At 42.7% G+C, this 21,304-nt stretch carries 16 protein-coding genes; 4 read left to right on the forward strand and 12 right to left on the reverse strand.

The genetic code is table 11. The features are described 5' to 3' along the window. Positions 1-27: 27 nt before the first annotated feature. Positions 28-1,317 carry an ABC transporter substrate-binding protein gene (locus IGK85_RS10695; protein WP_008378836.1) on the reverse strand — a complete coding sequence of 430 codons (1,290 nt, stop codon included), beginning with the start codon at positions 1,315-1,317 and terminating at the stop codon, positions 28-30. 168 nt (positions 1,318-1,485) lie between these two features. On the opposite strand from IGK85_RS10695, the gene IGK85_RS10700 reads away from it, so the two are divergent. Then, positions 1,486-3,009, forward strand: coding sequence for a response regulator transcription factor (locus IGK85_RS10700; protein WP_008378838.1), 1,524 nt, complete (start codon positions 1,486-1,488; stop codon positions 3,007-3,009). Beyond that, positions 3,006-4,709, forward strand: coding sequence for a sensor histidine kinase (locus IGK85_RS10705; RefSeq protein WP_008378840.1), 1,704 nt, complete (start codon positions 3,006-3,008; stop codon positions 4,707-4,709). The genes IGK85_RS10700 and IGK85_RS10705 overlap by 4 nt, the downstream gene beginning before the upstream one ends. Before the next feature lie 109 nt (positions 4,710-4,818). On the opposite strand, the gene yicI is transcribed toward IGK85_RS10705, so the two are convergent. The 4 genes from yicI to IGK85_RS10725 form a co-directional block, all read right to left on the reverse strand. After that, positions 4,819-7,101, reverse strand: a complete 2,283-nt coding sequence (gene yicI, locus IGK85_RS10710; protein WP_008378842.1) for an alpha-xylosidase — start codon at positions 7,099-7,101, stop codon at positions 4,819-4,821. Between the two features lie 12 nt (positions 7,102-7,113). Further along, complete coding sequence (locus tag IGK85_RS10715) at positions 7,114-7,989, reverse strand: carbohydrate ABC transporter permease (RefSeq protein ID WP_008378845.1); 876 nt, start codon at positions 7,987-7,989, stop codon at positions 7,114-7,116. Further along, positions 7,986-8,852, reverse strand: a complete 867-nt coding sequence (locus tag IGK85_RS10720) for a carbohydrate ABC transporter permease (RefSeq protein ID WP_008378847.1) — start codon at positions 8,850-8,852, stop codon at positions 7,986-7,988. The genes IGK85_RS10715 and IGK85_RS10720 overlap by 4 nt, the downstream gene beginning before the upstream one ends. 71 nt (positions 8,853-8,923) lie before the next feature. Further along, entirely contained in the window at positions 8,924-10,198 is a 1,275-nt protein-coding gene (locus IGK85_RS10725) for an ABC transporter substrate-binding protein (protein ID WP_035006650.1), read from the reverse strand. A gap of 117 nt (positions 10,199-10,315) precedes the next feature. On the opposite strand from IGK85_RS10725, the gene IGK85_RS10730 reads away from it, so the two are divergent. Then, on the forward strand, positions 10,316-11,263 hold the full coding sequence (locus tag IGK85_RS10730) for an AraC family transcriptional regulator (protein WP_008378851.1): 948 nt from the start codon (positions 10,316-10,318) through the stop codon (positions 11,261-11,263). 82 nt (positions 11,264-11,345) lie between these two features. Here IGK85_RS10730 and IGK85_RS10735 read toward each other — a convergent pair whose 3' ends face one another. The 6 genes from IGK85_RS10735 to IGK85_RS10760 form a co-directional block, all read right to left on the reverse strand. Then, on the reverse strand, positions 11,346-12,773 hold the full coding sequence (locus IGK85_RS10735; RefSeq protein ID WP_008378853.1) for a 6-phospho-beta-glucosidase: 1,428 nt from the start codon (positions 12,771-12,773) through the stop codon (positions 11,346-11,348). A gap of 16 nt (positions 12,774-12,789) precedes the next feature. Further along, positions 12,790-14,661 carry a beta-glucoside-specific PTS transporter subunit IIABC gene (locus IGK85_RS10740; RefSeq protein WP_008378855.1) on the reverse strand — a complete coding sequence of 624 codons (1,872 nt, stop codon included), beginning with the start codon at positions 14,659-14,661 and terminating at the stop codon, positions 12,790-12,792. A gap of 116 nt (positions 14,662-14,777) precedes the next feature. Then, a complete protein-coding gene (licT, locus tag IGK85_RS10745; protein WP_008378857.1) occupies positions 14,778-15,614 on the reverse strand; it encodes a BglG family transcription antiterminator LicT in 837 nt (278 codons plus the stop codon). A gap of 228 nt (positions 15,615-15,842) precedes the next feature. Beyond that, the gene (locus IGK85_RS10750; protein WP_008378859.1) at positions 15,843-16,889 is read right to left on the reverse strand and encodes a hypothetical protein; all 1,047 of its coding nucleotides are present in this window, start codon (positions 16,887-16,889) and stop codon (positions 15,843-15,845) included. A gap of 350 nt (positions 16,890-17,239) precedes the next feature. After that, positions 17,240-18,349, reverse strand: coding sequence for an NADH-dependent flavin oxidoreductase (locus IGK85_RS10755; RefSeq protein ID WP_086296968.1), 1,110 nt, complete (start codon positions 18,347-18,349; stop codon positions 17,240-17,242). Between the two features lie 171 nt (positions 18,350-18,520). After that, the gene (locus IGK85_RS10760) at positions 18,521-18,892 is read right to left on the reverse strand and encodes a MarR family winged helix-turn-helix transcriptional regulator (RefSeq protein WP_016613534.1); all 372 of its coding nucleotides are present in this window, start codon (positions 18,890-18,892) and stop codon (positions 18,521-18,523) included. A gap of 321 nt (positions 18,893-19,213) precedes the next feature. On the opposite strand from IGK85_RS10760, the gene IGK85_RS10765 reads away from it, so the two are divergent. Then, positions 19,214-19,873: a hypothetical protein gene (locus IGK85_RS10765; protein WP_008378864.1), complete on the forward strand. Its 660-nt coding sequence runs from the start codon at positions 19,214-19,216 to the stop codon at positions 19,871-19,873. A 43-nt stretch (positions 19,874-19,916) separates the two neighbouring features. On the opposite strand, the gene IGK85_RS10770 is transcribed toward IGK85_RS10765, so the two are convergent. Beyond that, positions 19,917-21,293 (reverse strand): TrkH family potassium uptake protein, encoded by a 1,377-nt coding sequence (locus tag IGK85_RS10770; RefSeq protein ID WP_035006656.1) that lies wholly within the window; start codon positions 21,291-21,293, stop codon positions 19,917-19,919. Between the last annotated feature and the right edge of the window lie 11 nt (positions 21,294-21,304).

A 21,304-nucleotide genomic window follows, 5' to 3' on the forward strand; every position in this document is an offset into this window, starting at 1 on the left:
CTCACGAGTTTCTGCAAAGTTGTTCGATTAGTTTGCAATTTGTGCTTCCACTTGTGATTGTGCTTCTTCTAATACTTTATCGATGTCTTCACCGTTGATCACTCGTTGCAAGCTTTCAGTCAAGACGGATTCAATGGCATAGGTGTGATTGCCGTAGTTCACGGCTGGAATTTCTTGTGACCATTGTGAGAAATCTTGGAAGACTTTTTGACCGCCATAGAAATCAAGACCCGACGTATATTCTTCCGTTTCTTCTGCAGCATTCATGGTTGAAACTAAACCGATCTCGGTAGCTAATGTACCCATCAATTCTTTGTTTGAAGCAAAGGTATTGGCTAAAAAGTCTTTGGCATTTTCTTCGCCGTCAACCCCTTTGATCACGTACCAGCCTGCTCCGCCGATGCTGGAAGCATTGACTGAATTGCTATCGCCAGCGATGGATGGGATCGGAGCGATCGCCCATTTGCCGCTTTGATCTTCAGCGCCTTGAATTGTGCTAGAATACCACGCACCGGTTGGCGCAGACGCAACATTCCCCGATTGAACGGCATTGACCCCGCCATCCCAATCGGAAACTTGTTCAACTAAGCCTTCATTCAACAATGTTGCCAAGACATTTAGACCGGCTTTGAAGGATTCATTGTCTTTGATGGTCACGGTGGAGCCATCTTCACCGGTATACCATTCGCCTGCAGATTGCATAATGATTCGTGCCAAGCCAAGATCGCTTGGGTCTAACGACATCATAGCGTGACCCGTTTTTTCTTTGACATCTTTGGCAATGCTGATAAAATCATCCCAGGTAATATCTTGGAGATCCGCTTGCTCATAGCCTGCATCGGTCAAATAATCTGTGCGGTAAAATAGTCCTGCGACGCCACTGTCAAATGGCACCCCATAAATGACATCGTCGACTTTATTGACCGCAAATTTATAGCTGGAGAAATCCTCCTCATTCACGATATCCGTTAGATCACTAAACGCATCTGGATAAGAAGAAAGGTACCCTTGGATTCGGTAGTCTTCGATCAAGACGATATTTGGCAGTCCGTCCGTATTTCCTGATGCCAGACTAGTATTTAATTTTTGGACGATATCATCTTGCGACATCGTCACAACTTCCACATCGACATCTTGATTTTCATACACTTTTTTGGCTTCATTGACTGCCTTGATGTTGAAGGTCTCATCCCATGCCCAGACCGTGACTTTGTTTGAGGACTCGCCGGAATCCCCAGAGCTTGTGTTGCTGTTTCCGCAAGCCGCCAAAGTCAGCACTGCAGCCGCCGTTACCATCGATGCAAGTAGTTTTTTCATTTTTATCCCTCTTTCCTTTTATTTACAAGGCTAACTATACACTGATTTTGTAACCGTATTCAACGATTATGAAAGAGCTTACTAAATTTGTCCAAAAATAGAAAAAAGTTACAATACCTTTCTTTTTTGAAAGCGTTTATAATAAAGAAGAGATATAGGGGGGATACCATGACTATTTTACGCACGGTCTTAGTCGTTGATGATGAGGCAACGATCCGAGATGGATTGAAACATATGATACGTTGGGAGCAAGAAGGGTTCCGTCTCTTAGGCGATGCAGCGAACGGGCAAGAAGCATTGGCGCTGATCCATGAGCTAAATCCCGACATCGTGATCACGGATTTGAAAATGCCACAAATGGATGGTCTTCAACTCACAACGATCATTCAACAACAATATCCAGAAGTCCATTTTTTGGTCTTGAGCAGCTACGATGATTTCCAATACGTCAGTCAGTCTTTTAGAAATGGTGCCATAGATTATCTTTTAAAACCGACACTGACACCGACACTCTTGTTGAAGACGCTGCACAACATCTCACAAAAGCTGTCACATACAAAAGGCTCCGTGACTGAGGAAACGCAGCTGCAAGAATCGTTGAATCGCTATTTAGCAGGGTATGAAGAACCGTTGGCTCCTTTAGCGGACTCTCTTGCATTGGGTCAGCCGCAACAGCAAGCCCAAATTTTGACCACCAATTTTAGCGGCTTTCGTGCCAATGATCAGCTGCTACATGCGTTGACAGAATTTACTCAATCACAACCGCAGGTAAAGACGCTCTTTTTTCAAACCAGTAATAAAGATGCCGGCTTAGTGATCAGTTATCCAGAAGGAACGAATTTTTATTCCGCTTTGAAAGAAACGTTGGAACAATTGCGTTTTACCGAGCCGGATGCCTTCTTTACTCTCAGTGTGCCCTTTCGAAAGATTGAACAGTTACGGGATCATTTTGTGACGCTTAAAGCCAAAAGCCAAGGACAATCGTTTTTTTATAAACGCCAACGGTTGGTACAAGAACACGAACTCTTTTTGTACATCGAAAGTGATCGCTTTGATACGAAGAAGTTCTTACGGGCTTTGTTAGACAACAACTTTTTGCTAGGAATCACCAGAATCGAGGAATATTTTAATGACATGATTTTATCCAATGTCGATCCGACATTTTTAAAACAGCAGGCCAGCAGTATTTTTTACACGTTACTCTCCCGCTTGGAAGAAGAATTTCCCACTGCTCCACGCTTTAGCCGCTTAAAAGCTGAATTTTTGCACGCTATCGGTCACGTGCAGTATTTGGAAGATTTTTCTGATTTATTGTTGGCGACCATCGATGATATTCGTCAACAGCTGACGACCTTATCACCGCTGGATGAAGATGATCTACTCGTTGCGATCCAGCGCTTTATTCAAGACAACTACACCAAAAGTCTGTCTTTGTCTGAACTGGCTGAAACCTTTCATTTTAGTTACACCTATCTTTCGGCTTTTCTTTCTGCAAAACTGAAAATGAGCTTTTCTGAGTACGTAAAGAAAACCCGCTTGGATAAAGCCAAAGAACTACTGACACAATCTGATCTGAATCTATCTGAAATCAGTGAAGCGGTCGGGTATTCGGATATCAGCTATTTTTCTCGTATCTTTAAGAAAGAATGTCAGGTCACCCCATCGAAGTATCGGCGGTTGAATCAATTATGAAAATCAACCAATGGATTCAGAAAAATGAATTATTCAGTCGGATCTTCCTCTTTGTTGTCGTCGGGGTCATTAGTGTATGTCTGCTAACCGTCGTCGTGATCTATGGTCGCTCGAAAGATGCCTATGTTGCTTCGTACCAAAGCTCCAATCAGCTACTTCTGGAAAAAATCCAAGAAGATTATGAGCGTCTGAACGAGAATATCCATCGGATTTTTGACATCGTCGATGAAAGCAAAGCCGTTGAAACATACTTAGAAGGCGACATGAATCAAGGCCGTACGATTTTAGAATTAAACGAGCAATTAAAAGACACCCGCTCTTTGTTTCAAGACATCCCCTCAAATTTAGTGTTGATTGGGGTCAACGGGGGTACTTTTTTCCAAAACGATGCGGTTCGCAATCAATCGGTGGATGATTTTCTCGCCAGTACCTTTATCCAGCAAATCAATGACAATGACGCCATCAGTCAGTATTATTTCTTGGACCAAGGCTTAAGTACCTCCACCAGCGACTCCCCTGGCTTGATGTACGTGCGCAAATTAATGAAAGAAGAAACGATTTTCGGCTATGCCCTGATTTTCTTAAAGGAATCCGATTTTTCTTCAATTTATCGTCAACTCTTAGATACCAGTCTTCACTCGATCTATATCGTCAATGAACAAAATCAAATTCTCTCCACTTCTGATCCGAGCCTTTTAGGCAAGCCGTTTGAAAATCATCTCGTCACGGTCAAAAGAGATACTAGCATCAATCAGCTGCCCCTTTATTCGTATCACTTTACTTTTTACGATGTCTTGGATGAATCGCATCTGGTACGCAATATGAATCTGATCAAGCCAGCTCTTTTGATTTCTGTCGTCAGTATTTTACTCTTTAGTCTGCTGGCATTTTGGATCATCCGCAACATCACCCAACCGATTTATCAGCTGATTGCCAAGCTGCCGGCGGTCACTCAAGGCGATTTCAGCGACAAGGTCACCATCAACGGGACGTATGAAACGCGAGAATTGGGGCGTGCCTATAACTTGATGCTGGAGGACTTGGAATCTTATGTCGATCATTTAATGGTCACAGAAGCCGAAAAACGCAAGTTCGAGATTCGTTCACTGCAAATGCAGATCCAACCGCATTTTGTCTACAACACCTTGACCGCTATCAAGTTTTTAATCTGGCAAAACGAACAAGAGGCCGCCACCCAAGCGATTGAAAGTTTTGTCCAATTGTTGCGGCATACCTTTAACCGCAAAGAGATCGTCCCTTTAAAAGATGAACTAGCGATCGTGGAAGAATACCTCGTTTTAATGAACGTGCGTTATGGCAATCGCATCCAATCGACGATTTTTTCAGAAGATGGCTGTGAAAATATTCTCGTACCGAAAATGATTTTGCAACCGATTATCGAAAATGCCTACCTGCATGCCTTTCCCGAAGAGGATTCAGGATTGATCCAGATTTTTTCTCGTGTCAGTAAGGAAGGCCTGAAAATTGAGATCATCGATACGGGCATCGGGTTCAATGAAGAGCACCCAACCAGCTCCGCGAACCACTTTGAACACTATTCGGGTATTGGCTTAGACAATATTGATCAGCGTATCAAGCTGCTCTATGGGGAAAAATACGGATTGACTGTAGAATCACGCATCAACGAAGGAACCACCGTTCGCTTGCTGCTGCCGATCCAGCGGGAGGAAAAAAACTGAAGCAAAGAACTGCGTCTGCACTTTGCCGTTAGCTTTTCAATGCTTCATTCACTACAAAAAACCTACCGTCCTTGATAAATACCCATCAAGAACGGTAGGTTTTGTTTCCTTATTCAAAGACGATCATTTCTTGTCCGTCCATGGTGATCATGCTGCCAAAAGGATGTCGTTGGGCGTTTGCAAAGCTTCGATTGCGAAACAGTACCTGAACGTTTTCCACCCCTTCCATACAAACTCGATAACCGCGTTCCTCTGGTTCAATAGAAATTTTTCCAGCTGGCACGCCCTGCTGATCACAGACTTCAGCAGAAACTGCTTCCGTTATTTCAAAGGCATGGATGGTGAGGTTTTCGGTGTAGTCATAGGCGGCGGTCTGTTCAACGCTTCCTTCAATGATCAGTGAATTCGGTCGTACCATCAACGGAAGATGGAAATAGTCATAGCTTTCTTCCCACCATTTTTGGCCTTCATAGCGTTTGTTGTCTAAATAATTTGTCCAAGTACCCGCTGGCAAATAGAACGGAACCTTTCCTTGCTCATTAAAAATCGGTGCAGCCAATAGGCGATCCCCTAGCATATACTGCTTATCAATGGCATAAACCGTCGGATCCTCTGGAAACTCTAGCATCAATGGACGCATCAGGGGAATGCCCGTTTTTGCAGTGGCTGCTGCTTGACGATAAATATAAGGCATCAGGCGATTTTTCAATTTTGAAAAAGCTTGACTGACTTTTGCTGCTTCTTCGCCAAAATTCCATGGTACCCGATATTCAACATTGCCATGGTATCGACTGTGGGTCGACAATAAACCAAATTGCGTCCAACGTTTATACAGGTCGGGGGTCGCTTGTTCTTCAAACCCGCCAATATCATGGCTCCAAAATCCGAAACCAGATAAGACAAAGGATAAGCCACCACGCAGAGACTCTGCCATCGAAGAATATTCAGATAAATTGTCGCCTCCCCAATGGACTGGAAATTTTTGGGAACCGACAGAAGCAGAACGGGCAAAAAGAACGGCTTGATTTTCCCGCATTTCCGCCAGCAGTTCAAAAACGGTTTCATTGTATAGATAGGCATAATAATTGTGCATTTTTTTCGGATCTGATCCGTCATAATAGACAGCATCTTCAGGAATCCGCTCACCGAAATCCGTCTTAAAGGAATCAACACCTAATTCAATCAATTCCTTTAAGCGATCTTTATACCATTGACGAGCCTCTGGGTTGGTAAAATCAATGATCCCTTGTCCAGCTTGCCAAAGATCCCACTGCCAGACTTCACCTGCTTGGTTCTTAATAAAGTACCCTTTCTCTTTGCATTCTTGATATACAGAGGCTTTTTGCCCAATGTAAGGATTGATCCATAGACTGACTTTTAATCCTTTATCATGGATTTTCTTTAGTAATCCTTTCGGATCAGGAAACAACTCATCATTCCATTCAAACCCACACCATTCAAATTCCTTCATCCAGAAACAATCAAAATGAAAGACATCAAAAGGAATATCACGAGCTTGCATTTCATCGATAAAGTGCATCACTGTTTCTTCACTATAATCAGTCGTAAACGAAGTGGATAGCCATAAGCCAAAAGACCATGCTGGCGGTAAGGCGGGTTTTCCTGTCAAGTCGGTGTATTTTTCTAGAATGGCTTTCATATCTGGTCCATAGATGATGTAATAGTCTAGACGCTGCCCCTCGACACTGAATTGCGTGCGGGAAACGTTCTCAGAAGCCACTTCAAAGGAAACCGCTTCGGGATGATCAACAAAAATACCGTAGCCTTTATTCGTCAGATAAAACGGAATATTTTTGTATGCCTGCTCGCTACCCGTACCACCGTCTTGATTCCAAATATCAACGGTTTGACCGTTCTTGATAAAAGGGGTGAACCGTTCCCCTAATCCGTAAACAAGTTCATAAGGATCTAGCGAAAGCTGTTCTCGCATATACTGTTTGCCGTCATTTCCCGAAATTTTTGCCTGTGCTTTAGGCATGGAAGAAGTCAACAATCTGTCTTCTCCAAAAAAGTCGATTTTAAAAGCCGCTTGTTTAGGGACTTTCGCTTCCAGTGATCCAGATTTGAAGATATACATGTCTTCTTTATCGGTATCGATCTTCACGTCTGCTGGTTGGGTATCCACTGTAAACGACGGGGCGTGCATTGTCTTGTCATGATGCACCAAACTGACTTTGATCACATCGTTTTGCGGAGTCGAGAACGTGAGTGTGGTTAAACCAAGGTTTAAGGTATCGCCACGCCGCTGAATCTCTTGATAGGGCAGATAAAGGGTCAATTGCTCCTTTTCTACCTTATGATCATAAGCAATTCGGGGATGTTCGAGTTGGACGCCTTCTTTTGCCAGCCAATAGCCATTTGTAAATTTCATCTTCTTTTCCTCCTACTTTACTGCACCATCTGAGATGCCTTTCACTACATGTTTTTGCAAGGCAATAAACAAGAGAATGATTGGCAGAACAACGATCACCAGAGCGGCTAGCGCTAAATGCCATTGCTTGTTAAATTCGCCGAAGAAATAAAACATCCGCAAGGGAATCGTATACATTCCGGCTTTATTAATACTTAATGAAGGCAATAAATAGTCATTCCAAAACCACAATGTATTCAAAACAATCACCGTTACCGTCGTTGGTTTCAACAAAGGCAATATTACTTTCCAATAAATCTGAAAGGTATTCGCCCCATCAATGATCGCTGCTTCATCCAGCGAACGTGGAATGCCTCTTAACGCACCATAATACAAAAAAGTCGACATACTGACAGCCAATCCCAAGTACATTATCATTAGACCCGGCTGATTTAACAAATTCATTCGTCCAAAAAGAGAAATCAGTGGAATCATGATCCCTTGAAAAGGGATCAGCAAGCCGATGGCAACAACAAAATAGAGGACTGAACTTAAGCGGCTGGTATTTCTCGATAAAGCGTATGCTGCCATTGAAGAAACAAAGACCACCAAGATCAAAGAACCGACAGTAATCAACAATGAATTCATTAAACTTCTGATGAAATCCAGTTTTTCTAACGCCTCTTGATAATTCTCAAAGGACAATCCGCCAGGCAGCGACAACGTACTCTGAAAGATCTCTGCTTTTGTTTTAAATGAATTGATCACGATCAAGAAAAACGGATAAAACCATAAGCACGCAAGTAAAAGACCACTTACGATCAGCAGACTGTGCTGCAGCTTTTTTTTCTTCTGCCGTCTACTTTTTGTATTCCCCTTTTTAGTAGAGGAGTGACGAGTCTCGATCATGCGCTGATCTCCTTTCTGCGGGTAATTGAGATTTGAATAATGGAAATAATGACAATGATCACCAGAAATATCATCGCTTTTGACTGAGCAAAGCCCATTTTTCTCATTGAAAAAGCTTCATTGTAAATATTCATGGCTGCCATCTGAGTCGAATTGAACGGTCCGCCCTGTGTCAACGCCAAGTTTTGATCATAGATTTTAAAGGCATTTGACAGCGTCAAAAACAATGTTACGGTAAACGCGGGCATCAGCATGGGTAGTTTGATTCGGAAAAAGACTTGTAGCGGATTGGCGCCGTCCATATCTGCTGCTTCTAAAATTTCTTCTGGAATATTATTTAGAAACGAAATATAGATCAACATCATATACCCGCTCATCTGCCAGACGAACAAGATAACCAAACCCCAAAAACCTGTTTCTGGTGTATTCAACCAGCCATTAAAAAAATTGATCCCAGTCAAATCGGCGATACTCTCGAATGCTTTGTTAAAAATAAATTGCCATATAAATCCTAGTATGATCCCACCAATTAAGTTCGGCATGAAAAAGACGGTCCGAAATAGAGTGGTCCAGCGTCCCAGTTTTTGCGTGACTAAAGTTGCTAACAACAGCGCGATGACATTGATCAAGATCACACTGTAAACAGAAAATTTCGCCGTGAACAACAAGCTGTTAATGAACGCCTGATCTTTAAAAGCGCGCAAGTAGTTTTCCAATCCGATAAAGTCGCTGATCGTATTGCCGTTCCAGTTGGTCAGTGAGTAATATCCCCCTGTAAATAAAGGAATAAACAGAACGACCAATAATGCGACGAATGCCGGTGCTAGCAGCAGCCAAAATGATTTTGAACGATTTGTTAACATACAGCTCCTCCTATGATTTCCTTGATTTTGCCTATCCTGCGCGCATCACTGCAGGATAGGCATCACTTTGGTTATTGACGTTCTTGCGCCCAGCTGCTTTTCAGCTGATCAGTAAACTCAGTCCATGAGATTTGATCGGCTGCATAAGCCTGGAACTGAACCCCAAAAATATTTTGTCCGTATCCATCTGGATAAGAGTTATGGACCCAAGGAACCGTTTGGCCATTCGTTAAATACGTATAAATGTCATTGGACAACGGATCAGAAATATCGTCACTGGAGAAGTTCGTATAAGCTGGAATAAACTCAAAATCATCGATGATCGCGGTCATCGCCTCTTCATCGGTATACATCCATGTCAAAAATTGTATGGAGGCATCGATCACTTCTTGTTCCTTATCTTTGTTGACACCCCAATACCAAGCTGGTCCGGCTACAATTTTGCTGCCGTCTCCCACTTGCATTGGGACGATCGCTAATTTTTCTTTTGCAAATGTATCATCCAAGCTGTTTAATGTAGGAACGATCCAATTGCCTTGATGAATGATGGCAACCTTCTCACTAGCAAATAATTCTTCGACTGACGTGCTGTAATCCATTGATTCCAACGGTTGAGCATTGTATTGGATCGCCAGATCAGCGTAGTCTTTCAGTTGTGCCTCATAAGTTAAATGAAGCTCTTTGGCTTCCAGTGTTTCTTTCAAGCTATCATTAAATTCAGGTGCAAAAAAGTTCGAACTGAATTGACTGGAAACCCATGTTTCACCGCCGCTGAAGCCGAATACACCGTCTAATCCTAACTCTTCTTTCTTACTATCTAACGTTTCTACTGCCTCCTTAAAATCGGCAAATGTTTCAATCGCTTCACTATCGATTCCCGCTTGCTGAAACAGCTCTTTATTGATCAGCCAACCGTAGCCTTCGATATTCATCGGCAAGCCATAGACTGTCTCATTCAGTGTTGCCCCTTCCAACGTTCCCTCAATTGCTTTTTGGGCTAATTCTGTTTCCCCAAGGTCATATAACTTGTGTTCCCATGTTTGCGTATCTGCTAGTCCCCCCAGCATAAAAATGTCCGGTTCATCACCAGATGAAAATTTTGATTGGAGAGCCGCTGTGGCGTCCGTTCCTCCACCTACAGTAGTCATATTGATTTTTATGTCCTCATGGCTTTCTTCAAAAGCCGCAACCAATCGATCCATCTGTTCTGCAGTCTCTGTCTTGATGTTAAAAACTTCTAGTGTTACACTACCATCATCTGAGGTACCGCTTCCAGAATTTCCGCAACCAGCAATTCCGATCACACTTAACATAGTAGCAGCCGTCAACAAAATTCTCTTTTTCATCATTGTTCCCTCCTCAATCAATTCGATCACAAATTGATTATATTGATATTTCGGCCCTTCTGTAATCGTTATCTTAACCGAAATACCTTGTAATATTGATGAAAATGGAGGAGACAGATGGTAACCCAACCCTATATTTTTACGCCAAACCCTAGTGAATATGATATTGATACTTCTTTAAAAGAGATCACAGAACATGGTGATAGCTTGTTTCCAGTGAGTGTTTATTTGACAAATCATCCTGCTGATCAAGCAAATATGATCCACACCCATTGGCATCGCGAGCTTGAGATCCTATATATTTTTCGAGGAAAGATGGAAATAAAGGTCGAAGGTGTTTCTTATATCGCTAAAGAAGGCGAGCTTGTATTTATCCCTGCCAATCAGCTACATGAGGCATTAAATTATCAACAAACAGCTTGTACCTTCTTTGCTATCGTCTTTGACGCGACCTTTATTGAGAGCCGCGTCTCTGATTTGATCCAGCAGTCCTATCTGGACCCGTTGCTCCATTCCGCGGATCAGCAAGCGATTCACATCACAAGTGATTTCGTTTCTCATATGAACATTCAACAGGCATTGACTCATATTATAGATTTATTTGCATTAAAGGAACCATTGTATGAGCTGGCGATCAAAGCGGAACTCTTTTTATTTATTAAATATCTTTGTCAAAATACCCAATACATTAATCGCAATAAGAAACCTATCGACAGTAAAAACAAACTCAATACGTACAAATGCAAGAAAATCCTACTTTTTATTGAAGAAAATTATCAACGCCCAGTGACACTTGAGGAAGTCAGTCAGTATATTGGCTATAGCAAAGAGCATTTCTGCCGTTTTTTCAAAAGAAATTTCCAGATGAGCTTTTTTACTTATCTAAATAAGTTTCGCATCAAAAAAGCGGAGTATCTCTTACTCCATACGGATTTAAAAATCATCGAAATCGCATTGGAAACTGGGTTTGATGATCCGAATTACTTTACGACACTTTTCAAAAGGGAGACTGCTTTGACCCCTTCCAACTATCGCAAACGACCGAGCAATACCACGAGTTTATAACTCTGAAAATCAATAAAACAAGGGTATTCCGCTAGTTGAAAAAGCGGAACACCCTTGTTTTATTTTTTATAAATTAACTGGCTTAAGCCAAATCTTCCCCATTTGTGGCAATCACTTTTTTGTACCAATAAAAAGATTGCTTCTTGCTGCGGACTAATGTACCATTGCCTTCATTGTCGCGATCGACATAGATATAGCCATAGCGTTTCTTCATTTCTCCGGTTCCTGCAGAGACCAAATCGATACAGCCCCATGAAGTATAGCCCAACAGTTCCACACCGTCTTGGTCAATCGCTTCTTTCATCGCAGCGATATGCGCACGTAGATAGTCGATGCGATACACATCATTGATTTTTCCATCTTCGTTTGGCGTATCCACCGCTCCTAGACCGTTTTCGACGATGAAAAGCGGCTTTTGGTAACGATCATAGAGATCATTCATCGTGATTCGCAAACCAAGCGGATCAATCTGCCAGCCCCATTCTGACGCTTCTAAATACGGGTTTTTAATGGTCGGGAACAAGTTGCCTTCCGTTTTCTCAACACCGGAATCTTCTGAAGCAGCAACCCGAGAGGCATAGTATGAAAAGGAAATAAAATCGACGGTATGGGCTTTTAATAAAGCCGCATCTTCGGCGGTTCGTTCCAAAGTGATTCCTTTATCAGCTAGCATCTTCAAACCATAATTTGGATATTCTCCTCGCGATTGCACATCGATAAAGAAATAGTTGCCGCGATCGCTTTTTTTGCTTTCCCAGACATCTTTCGGATTGCAGCTGTAAGGATAATAACTAGCCGCAGCCAGCATACAGCCAACTTTATTTTCTGGATCGATCTCGTGGGCGATTTTTGTTGCCAACGCACTTGCGACTAATTCATGATGAGCAGCTTGGTATTTAATTTGTTCTTCATTTTCGCCTTCAGCAAAGGTCAGCCCAGCACCGAGAAATGGGGCATGCAAAATCATATTAATTTCGTTAAAGGTCAGCCAGTACTTCACCAATCCTTTGTATCGAGTGAAGATCGCTCGACAAAGGTTTTCATAAAAGGTGATCATCTTACGGTTGCGCCAACCGCCATATTCTTTGATCAAATGGATCGGACAGTCAAAATGAGTGATCGTCACCAAGGGTTCGATTTGGTATTTACGGCACTCTAAAAAAAGTTCTTCATAAAAGCGCAAGCCTTCTTCATTAGGGGTTTCTTCATCCCCCTTCGGAAAAATTCTTGACCAAGCAATCGATAAACGATAGGTTTTAAAGCCCATCTCCGCAAACAAGGCGATATCTTCTTTGAAATGATGGTACATATCGATCGCTTCTTTGGCTGGATAGAAATACCCTTCTTCAAAAGCAAGCATCTCACGCTTGCCGGTAATAACTGCTCGGCGGTCCTTGCCAGTCGGAATTACATCGACATTGGCAAGCCCACGCCCGCCTTGATCAAACCCGCCTTCACATTGATTGGCGGCTGTTGCACCGCCCCATAAAAAGTTTTCTGGAAATCCCATGTCTTATTCTCCTTTTTTAGCCGATCACTTTGATGATTTGATCGCCAAACGTAATCGGGCCACTGTTAGCCGTCAAAATGTCCCCCACTTCAGTACTGTTTGTGATAACGATCGGCGTGATTACTGGATAGCCTTTTTCTTTAATAAATTCAATATCAAACGTAATCAATGGATCCCCGACTGTCACTTTTTGCCCTTTTTCTACTTGATAGGCATAGCCTTCACCATTTAATTGCACTGTATCGATCCCCACGTGGATCAATAGTTCAATGCCTTCCTCACTGGTCAAGCCAATAGCATGTTTTGAATCAAAGACTGCTGTGACAGTCCCGTTTACTGGAGCTAGCACTTCTCCGACGGTTGGCTCAATCGCTACCCCTTGGCCAAGAATCTCTTCCGAAAACATGCCGTCATTGACTGCTTGCAAGCTTTTTAGTTCCCCTTTTAAAGGTGCTTTGATCTCTGCGCCGCTGATTTGATGTGCGGGTTCTTGCGCTTTGTCTGTCGGTGTTGCTTCAGGTGCTTCTTCTGTGACAGGGTCTTTGTATAAGAATAATGTCGCAATAAATGTGATCACGATACTGATTGCCGCACCGATACAAGCATTGGTCAAATGACGTAAGGTGTCATCGCCGATATAGCTTGGCAAAGTCAACAGGCCTGGTGATCCGCCTGAGAAATTGCGGACACGCATGATTCCCATAAATAGACCACCAAATCCGCCACCGATCATTGCTGCATACAAGGGTGTTTTAAACCGCAAATTGACCCCATACAACGCCGGTTCAGTAATGCCGAATAGCCCAGTCAGACCAGCAGAAAATGCCAATTGTTTGATCGTAGAATCTTTTGATTTAAAACCAACGCCGATAGCTGCAGCTCCCTGACTGACGTTTGAAGCCAGCATGCCAGGGTAGATCACTGTGTCATAACCTGTGGTCATCCGGTTGTTGATACCGATAGGAACCAATCCATAGTGGGTACCAGTTGCCACGAACAATGGCGTGAAGGCACCAATCAGTAATGGAACGATCCATGGGCTAACCGTTTCTAAGGCTTGGATCCCTGTAGAGATCGCTTCACTGATCATGTAGCCTAGAGGGCCTAAAGCAACTAATGCTACTGTCCCTACGACGAAGATCGTTAGCAACGGTTTGCTGAAGAATTTGATTGCTTTTGGCGAGACTTTATCGGCGATCGGTTCAACGTAAGACATGAACCAAACACTCAAGATGATTGGGATAACCGATGATGAATAACTCACTGGTGAAATCGGCAAGCCGAATAAATGGATGCCGCCGCCTACCTCATTGACTGCTGTCACCATCGCGATAAAGTTCGGATGGAGTAAAATCCCCCCCACCATCATAGCTAAGTACATATTGGCTTTGAATTTTTGTGCAGAAGAAGCAGCCAGCAAAATTGGCAAGAAGTAGAACGCCGCATCCGCCATAAAGTTTAATATTTGGTAACTTTGACTCTCTGCCGTCAAGACATTGAAGACCACTAGCAATGAAAGAACCGCTTTTAGCATCCCAGCTGCCGTGATGGCTGGTAATATTGGAGTGAAGATCCCGGTGATCGTATCGATGACTTTCGCAACACGTCCGCGATCGTCTTCTACTGTTTCTTGGTCACTAGTCAAATTGGTTTGGGCAGTGATTTCGTTGTAGACATTGCCAACATCACTACCGATGATTACTTGGTATTGCCCACCTTTATTGACCACACCCATGATCCCTGGTGTATGTTTTAAAGTACTTTCTTGGGGTTTGCTATCATCTTTCAAGTTGAAGCGCAAGCGGGTCGCACAATGGGTCAAGCTTTGGATATTTTCTTCCCCACCAACATTGGTGATGATCGTTTTTGCTAACTCTTTGTAATTCATGTCGTTCCTCCTATTTTGGTCTTTCGCTTGTTTTTTGTGTGTCAAACCATAAAAAAATACCTAAACAAACCCCTTGGGAGTTCATTTAGGTATAGCCTGCCAATCCAGTAACAATCCTAAGCACTTGTTATTCGTTTGATGTGTATAGTTAAATAGATCAATTCGTCTTCTTCTAACGGTCTACCGAATTCTTTGTTGATGTAGTCACTGATTTTCAACGCACACGCATATTCCTTCATGTAGCGGTCTTTCAACATAAAAATAAAACTGCCGGTTCCTGCATCATCGAGCTTTGTACCGCTGAATAAGCGCTGGACAAAAAATTTCAAATGGGTCACAAAGCGCTCGTAGTTCAATGAATACTCATCAAGATCCATTGAAAAATGATATTTGACGATGTTTAGGATATGCTGAATGATCTTCGCCATTTCCGATACTTGACTGACCTGCGCCATATCCAACTCAGCATTGACGATGTGCAGAGCAATGAAGCCGGCTTCATCTTCCGGCAGCTCGATCGCCAAGCGATTTTTAATGATCGATAACGCTTCTTTGCCAATGAGGTATTCATGGTTATAAAACCGCTTGATCTCCCATAGCAAGGCATTTTTGATTTCCATGCCGTTTTGATAGCGCTCGATAGCATAATTGATATGATCGGTCAGCGTCAGAAACAATTTTTCGCTCAACTTTTTCCCAAGGGAAACTTTTGCAAAACTGATGATCTCATTCGCTGCTTGAATATGTTCGATAGGGATAGAAGAAAGTAATTGGGTTAGTTTTGTGACATTCCACTCTTGTGTACTGAGATAGACTTTTTCAATCTTGGTATCGTCGATCGCATCGCCCGGCTTTTTCTTAAAGCCTAAGCCTTTGCCCATGACGACCAATTCTTGTTTTTCCTCATTCTCAGAAATCACAATGTTGTTATTGATCACTTTTGTTACGTTCATTTTAACGACCCTATTCTTCTTTAGATTTCTTCACACAAAAAAATAGGTATAGCCCGCCTAAAGCGGTAACAATCCTCAGAGCCAGTGTAGCATGAGAAAAATCACTCGTCAATGGGGATTTTCAACCGCTTGTTTAAAAGCAGAAAACAGCGCTGCTGCCATTTGACTCTTTGGCAGAACGCTGTTCACTGGTTTATAAATCACTAGCTCTCTTGATGAGAGGTAAAATTAGATACGGTTTTCGTGGTCAGCAGTTTTAACTAAGTTTGCTCCCACCATACCACCGATTGACGTAAGAGCGAGTCCTAAGACCATTGCCACAAAGCCCCAAATAGACGCTTTGGCTGTTGCATCACTTGCTTCTTCCGCTTTTTGACGAGCGTCTTCCACTGCTTGGTCAATGTCTTGTTTGGCTTGTTCAAGATTTTGTTGTGCATTTTCGATTTGTTTTTGTGCTTCATCAGAAGCATCTTGTAAGCCGTTCACGATATTGTTCGTTGCTTCTTCCGCTTCTTGTTGGCTTAGATCTGTGTTTTGAGCCACTGCATTTGAGATTGCTTCTTTATCGACTGAATCACCGATCGTTGTAGCACGATCTTGTAATTTGCTTGCTAAATCATCAATGATTTTATCAGCATCATTTGGATTGGTTGCAATGTCTTTGCCGGCATCTTTGATGTCGTTCGTCGCATCAGACAATTGATTTTGCAAGTAGTCTGGTTGCAATTCAGGAACATCGGTATCTTGTAAAACATCATTGACATTCGCTTGTAATTCATCTGTATTGACGTCTTCCATGTTTCCTGTTATTTCATCGAAGGCTTTTGAAGCGACATCGCCAGCACCTGAGGCAACTGTTTCAACGCCACTGCCAACAGCAGAAGCAACGTTTCCTAAAAGTGAACCGACTACAGAAAATGCACCGATCGTTAAGTAAGAGAGCATAACCATCATCACGATCATACTAGTTGCCCATGTTAAGAAACCATGAACCAATCCAACACGTCGAGCCGCCACACCTGAAACAAAACCTGCACCGAATAATGCCAAGACAAAGGTAATGACTGTCCAAATCAATAATCCTGTACCCACACCATCTAATGGATTATTTGATGTTGGTTCCACCAAACCAAAACCGATTGCTGAGCCGATCATTGACAGTGTCATGAACAATGCGATAAATGTTACGACCCCTGCAAAGATAGAACCCCAAGACAAATTATAGCCTGCCTCCCGCTCATCTGAACCTAAATAATTTCTGAATCCTTTTTTCATCATTACATCCCCTTTTTGTTTTTTTAACCTGTATTCAGTCTAACAACTGATTGTTTTTTTATCAATCAACTCGACTTGCGCTATCTTTTTGTAAGAAAAATGAATGATTCTGAATTGTTTGACTATTTATTAAAATAAAACAAAAATTCATTCGTGTATTTTAACTAAAAAAATCTTTCCACGCTCTTTCTTTCGATTACAGGCTTGTTTCTCACATTCTTCTCTTGATTCGCTATTTTGAAGCTAACAAGGTTTCATTAGAGAAAAAAACAGCTTTTCTCAACGTGACCCAAATGAGTGGCAATCGCGAAAAACCACCTTTGCCCAAGGCAAAGGTGGTTGTCTGCTTATTATTCTTCATTTAGTCGATCTGGCATCATGTTTTCCATAAAACCCCAAACGCCATTTTGTAATACGAGTTCCTCACGTTCGTAAGTAGAAACCGTGGTGCGGATCAACTCATCTTGACCGTCTAAGACTTTTTGTCCCCAATGAGGATCGATCAACAATGCCCGCCCCACTGCAACAAAATCTGCATGTTCTAGCAAGCCCGCGGCATCTTTCGACGTTCGGACATCCCCTACACCAATCAAAGGAACCCGCTGAGCGATTTTTTCATAGACATACGCCAACATTGATTTTTCTTGATACGCTTTTGAAATCGATTTACGGGTATAATCCGCAAGAGAAATGTGCAGATAGTCTAATCCTTTTTCTGCCAGTTGGTCCACTAAGAACAACGTATCTTCAAAGCGAATCCCTGGTTCTTCGAATTCTTCCGGTGAAAACCGATAACCGACGATAAACTCCTTCACACCTGATTGGTCTACTGTTTCCAATACTTCATCGACGAGCTTCTCAATAAAACGATAACGGTTCTCTAGTGAGCCACCCCATTCATCGGATCGACGATTTGAGTGAGGAGAAAAGAATTGTTGAATCAAATACGTATTGGCTCCGTGGAGTTCTACGCCATCAAACCCCGCCTTGATCGCCCGTTCGGTAGCTTTTTTAAAGTTTTCAATAATCGCTAATATCTCATCCACCGTAACTTCTCGGGGAACTTGGGCATTTGGTCGTTCAGCTGCAACCGCGCTGGCGGATATGGGTTGTGTGCCTCGTAGAACTGAGTCATCCGTCATCCGACCGGCATGAAAAATCTGTAAAATGGCTTTGGTCCCATTTGTTTTGATGGTGCTGGCTAATTTGCTTAATCCAGGTAAAAAGGCATCGTCATAAGCGCCTAATTCCCCTTCCCAGCCCTTGCCATCTTCTTGGACATTGGCTGCCGCTGTGATGACTGCTCCGACTTCCCCAGAGCGTAAGCCATAGTAAGCCAACTCATCTTTCGTAATCACCCCATCAAAGAAGGACATCTTGGTCGTCATTGGTGCCATAATGATTCGATTTTTCAACTGTAATCCGCGCTTAAATGTTGCTTTGTCTGTTACATTTCGCATGGGTTTCCCACCTTTTCCATTGGATTCATTTCGCTTTGTAAATCTGACTGGCTTCGTTACCTAAGGAGATCCCTAAAGCAAATCGGTGCATTTTTTTCTCTTTTGCCAAAATATACATGCACATGCATCTATATTACAAAAGAATCAAGGAGAAAACAAGTGAAAACATCTTTAGTCTAGCATTTCCTCCAAGACTTTTTCAAAAACGACTTTTGAGCGCTGCAGTTTCTTTTCCCCTGATTGGGTCAAATCAATATAGATCCCCCGCTTATCCTCTTGACAAGAATGCCGTTCGATCACACCACACAGGTTGTCTTCCATGCGCATGATCATGCGTGACATCGCACTTTGACTCAAATCAAAATGGGCGATCAAATCGTTGAGGCGCATGCTATGATTGGGGGTCTTTTCTAAGTAATAAAGCACGTAATACTCATTCAAAGACAGATTGCTTTCTGCTTTGAGGGCTTGTTCCAAGCGAGCTTCGATCGCTTGATGCTGATTCGTGAAGGCTAACCATTGGCCCATCCGTTCTTTTTCCATCCTCTTCACCACCCCATTCTCCTATACCAAGGTATTTTAATCTAGATCCCTGCGTTACGCAAGCCGCCAGAAAGCTTCGCCACTATGGCTGAAACTTTATTATACAAAACTAGCCAGCTGCTGCGGACGTTAATGAATATTTTATGATAGAATTGACGAAAAATTCAGCAAAAACTTCCTATTCTTTTTCAGTGTTCTGGATTACAATATCTTTAACATTAAAGAATATTTAAACGCTATGTCAGCAAAATTGTGCATTTCGCTACAATAGTTTGCTTGTTTTAGATGCTTTAGTATTCTAAGGAAAGGATGAAGTAAACAATGAAAAAAACATTTTCTTTGATTGGCACACTGACGCTCGTCAGTCTGGGGCTTTTGACAGGCTGTAACAACGAAAAAGATACCGCGCAATCAACAAGCGAGCTAAGTCAGAGTCGTGTGTCTACTGAAAGCAAAAAAAGCACGACGGCGCAAACGACTGAAAGTAGTTCATTCGATTCAACCTCTACTTCAAAAACTTCAACCACAAGCCAGCAATCGACGGATCACTCTGACGCAACGCAAACAACAGCAAGCTCAGTATCCACCAATGAGTTTCCATATGCCGTTGATCTTTCCCAATATGGCCCTTCACTGACTTTTTATTTCCATGGCGTCAATGTACCAGATGCTGTCACGATTCAAAATACGAGCCCATTGATCATTTCGATCGGCGACAGCGCAAGCTATGAAGCACAAGTCGATACGATCGCAACAAAAGAGATTCGCGTGTTTTCTGCGAAAAACAATGAGATTCGCACAGTAAAAGTGAACACTCAGTTGACCTTTTCGAAAGGGATCACTTCCAATGGAAATCCTGATTTTAACCAAAACCTGTACCTATTTACAAATAAAGAGGGTGGTCTATCTTTAATCACACCAAATTATGCGGGGAATGTCAGCGATGACCAACGAGATGTGATGTTAGAAGTACTTCAATAAACGAAAAACAGGGAAACGAAGCGTGCTTCGTTTCCCTGTTTCGTTACCCGATCATCACGGTTTCATCAGGATATTTGTAGCCGGCTTCTTGTTTGTTGGCTTTTTTCATCAGTGAAAAAGCAACGGTCATGATGCCAACTCGACCAATGAACATCAAAAAAATGATCAATAGTTTGCCAAAAACCGACAAGTAAGGCGTCAACCCCATGGTCAACCCCACGGTTCCAAAAGCGGAAAAAACTTCAAAGGCAATGGTTGGTAATCCAAAGTTTGGGTTTTGTGGCATACGCTCAGTGATCGACAATAAGAAAATCGCTACGAAGCATAACGTCAAGGTAAGGAAGAACAACGTAAAGGCACGCGATACAGCAGATTCTTTGATCGTGCGACCGAACACTTCCGCTCGACTGCGCCCTTTCAATAAACTGCGGATCTTGATGATCAAGACTGCAAACGTCGTTGTCTTCAATCCCCCAGCCGTTGATCCCGAGGTCCCGCCGATATACATTAAAATCATCGTCAGCATCAAGCCTGCTTGACTCATTTGTCCGTAATCAATACTGAAAAATCCCGCGGTTCTTGGGGTGACCGCTAAGAAGAGGTATTGGAAAAAACGTTCGATGACCGAGTCACCCGTGATCAACTGTGAATTGGCTTCGGTCAAAAAGAACCCTGCCGTTCCAAAAACCACCAAAACGATCATAGCGATCCATGCCAAGCGACTATGCAGGGACCGTTTTTTGGACGCCGTATGCAGGAGATCGAACCAAACGAGAAACCCAAGACCGCCGGCAATGATCAAGAAACTGATAATCCCCAGCACAAATGGGTCATTTTGAAACCCTACCATGCTGTTGCCGAACAAATCAAACCCAGCATTACAAAAGGCCGAGATCGCATGAAAAACGCTGTACCAAAGGCCTTGCTCCCAACCAAAACGGGGCACGAATGCAAAAGCCAGCAAGATAATCCCGCTGACTTGGATCAAAAAGGCGATCCGAATCAGGTACCATGCCAAATGGATCTCTCCAGACATCCGATCCAGGTTCAATGATTCCCGCAAAATCATCCGGGTACTAAGATGGACTCTTTTTCTCGCCAAGATGTAAAAGAAGACGGGAATCGACATGAAGCCGATCCCACCGATCTCAATCAACATCAGCAAAATCCCTTGGCCCCAGAGATTGTAATGGTCGGCTACTGTCAAGGTCGAAAGACCCGTCACGCAAACAGCCGATGTGGCAGTAAACAGTGCATCTAAAAAGTTGGTACCTTCACCACTTTTGGTGACAGCCGGCAGCATCAGTAAGCCAGTTCCTGCCAATATCAGCAAAACGAAGACCAGTGTGACGATCTGCGGAATCAAAAAGCGTTGCGATGCCAGCTTTTTTTTCAAACGATTTCTTTTTTTCATTTTCATTTCCTTTGACC

The organism is Enterococcus sp. AZ015 (assembly GCF_050499225.1).
Taxonomy (GTDB): Bacteria; Bacillota; Bacilli; order Lactobacillales; family Enterococcaceae; genus Enterococcus_D; species Enterococcus_D entomosocium.

Bases quoted from the DNA above. Each gene is read 5' to 3' on its own strand.
- IGK85_RS10695 (WP_008378836.1), bottom strand. From the start codon at position 1,317: ATGAAAAAACTACTTGCATCGATGGTAACGGCGGCTGCAGTGCTGACT.
- IGK85_RS10700 (WP_008378838.1), top strand. From the start codon at position 1,486: ATGACTATTTTACGCACGGTCTTAGTCGTTGATGATGAGGCAACGATC.
- IGK85_RS10705 (WP_008378840.1), top strand. From the start codon at position 3,006: ATGAAAATCAACCAATGGATTCAGAAAAATGAATTATTCAGTCGGATC.
- yicI (WP_008378842.1), bottom strand. From the start codon at position 7,101: ATGAAATTTACAAATGGCTATTGGCTGGCAAAAGAAGGCGTCCAACTC.
- IGK85_RS10715 (WP_008378845.1), bottom strand. From the start codon at position 7,989: ATGATCGAGACTCGTCACTCCTCTACTAAAAAGGGGAATACAAAAAGT.
- IGK85_RS10720 (WP_008378847.1), bottom strand. From the start codon at position 8,852: ATGTTAACAAATCGTTCAAAATCATTTTGGCTGCTGCTAGCACCGGCA.
- IGK85_RS10725 (WP_035006650.1), bottom strand. From the start codon at position 10,198: ATGAAAAAGAGAATTTTGTTGACGGCTGCTACTATGTTAAGTGTGATC.
- IGK85_RS10730 (WP_008378851.1), top strand. From the start codon at position 10,316: ATGGTAACCCAACCCTATATTTTTACGCCAAACCCTAGTGAATATGAT.
- IGK85_RS10735 (WP_008378853.1), bottom strand. From the start codon at position 12,773: ATGGGATTTCCAGAAAACTTTTTATGGGGCGGTGCAACAGCCGCCAAT.
- IGK85_RS10740 (WP_008378855.1), bottom strand. From the start codon at position 14,661: ATGAATTACAAAGAGTTAGCAAAAACGATCATCACCAATGTTGGTGGG.
- licT (WP_008378857.1), bottom strand. From the start codon at position 15,614: ATGAACGTAACAAAAGTGATCAATAACAACATTGTGATTTCTGAGAAT.
- IGK85_RS10750 (WP_008378859.1), bottom strand. From the start codon at position 16,889: ATGAAAAAAGGATTCAGAAATTATTTAGGTTCAGATGAGCGGGAGGCA.
- IGK85_RS10755 (WP_086296968.1), bottom strand. From the start codon at position 18,349: ATGCGAAATGTAACAGACAAAGCAACATTTAAGCGCGGATTACAGTTG.
- IGK85_RS10760 (WP_016613534.1), bottom strand. From the start codon at position 18,892: ATGGAAAAAGAACGGATGGGCCAATGGTTAGCCTTCACGAATCAGCAT.
- IGK85_RS10765 (WP_008378864.1), top strand. From the start codon at position 19,214: ATGAAAAAAACATTTTCTTTGATTGGCACACTGACGCTCGTCAGTCTG.
- IGK85_RS10770 (WP_035006656.1), bottom strand. From the start codon at position 21,293: ATGAAAATGAAAAAAAGAAATCGTTTGAAAAAAAAGCTGGCATCGCAA.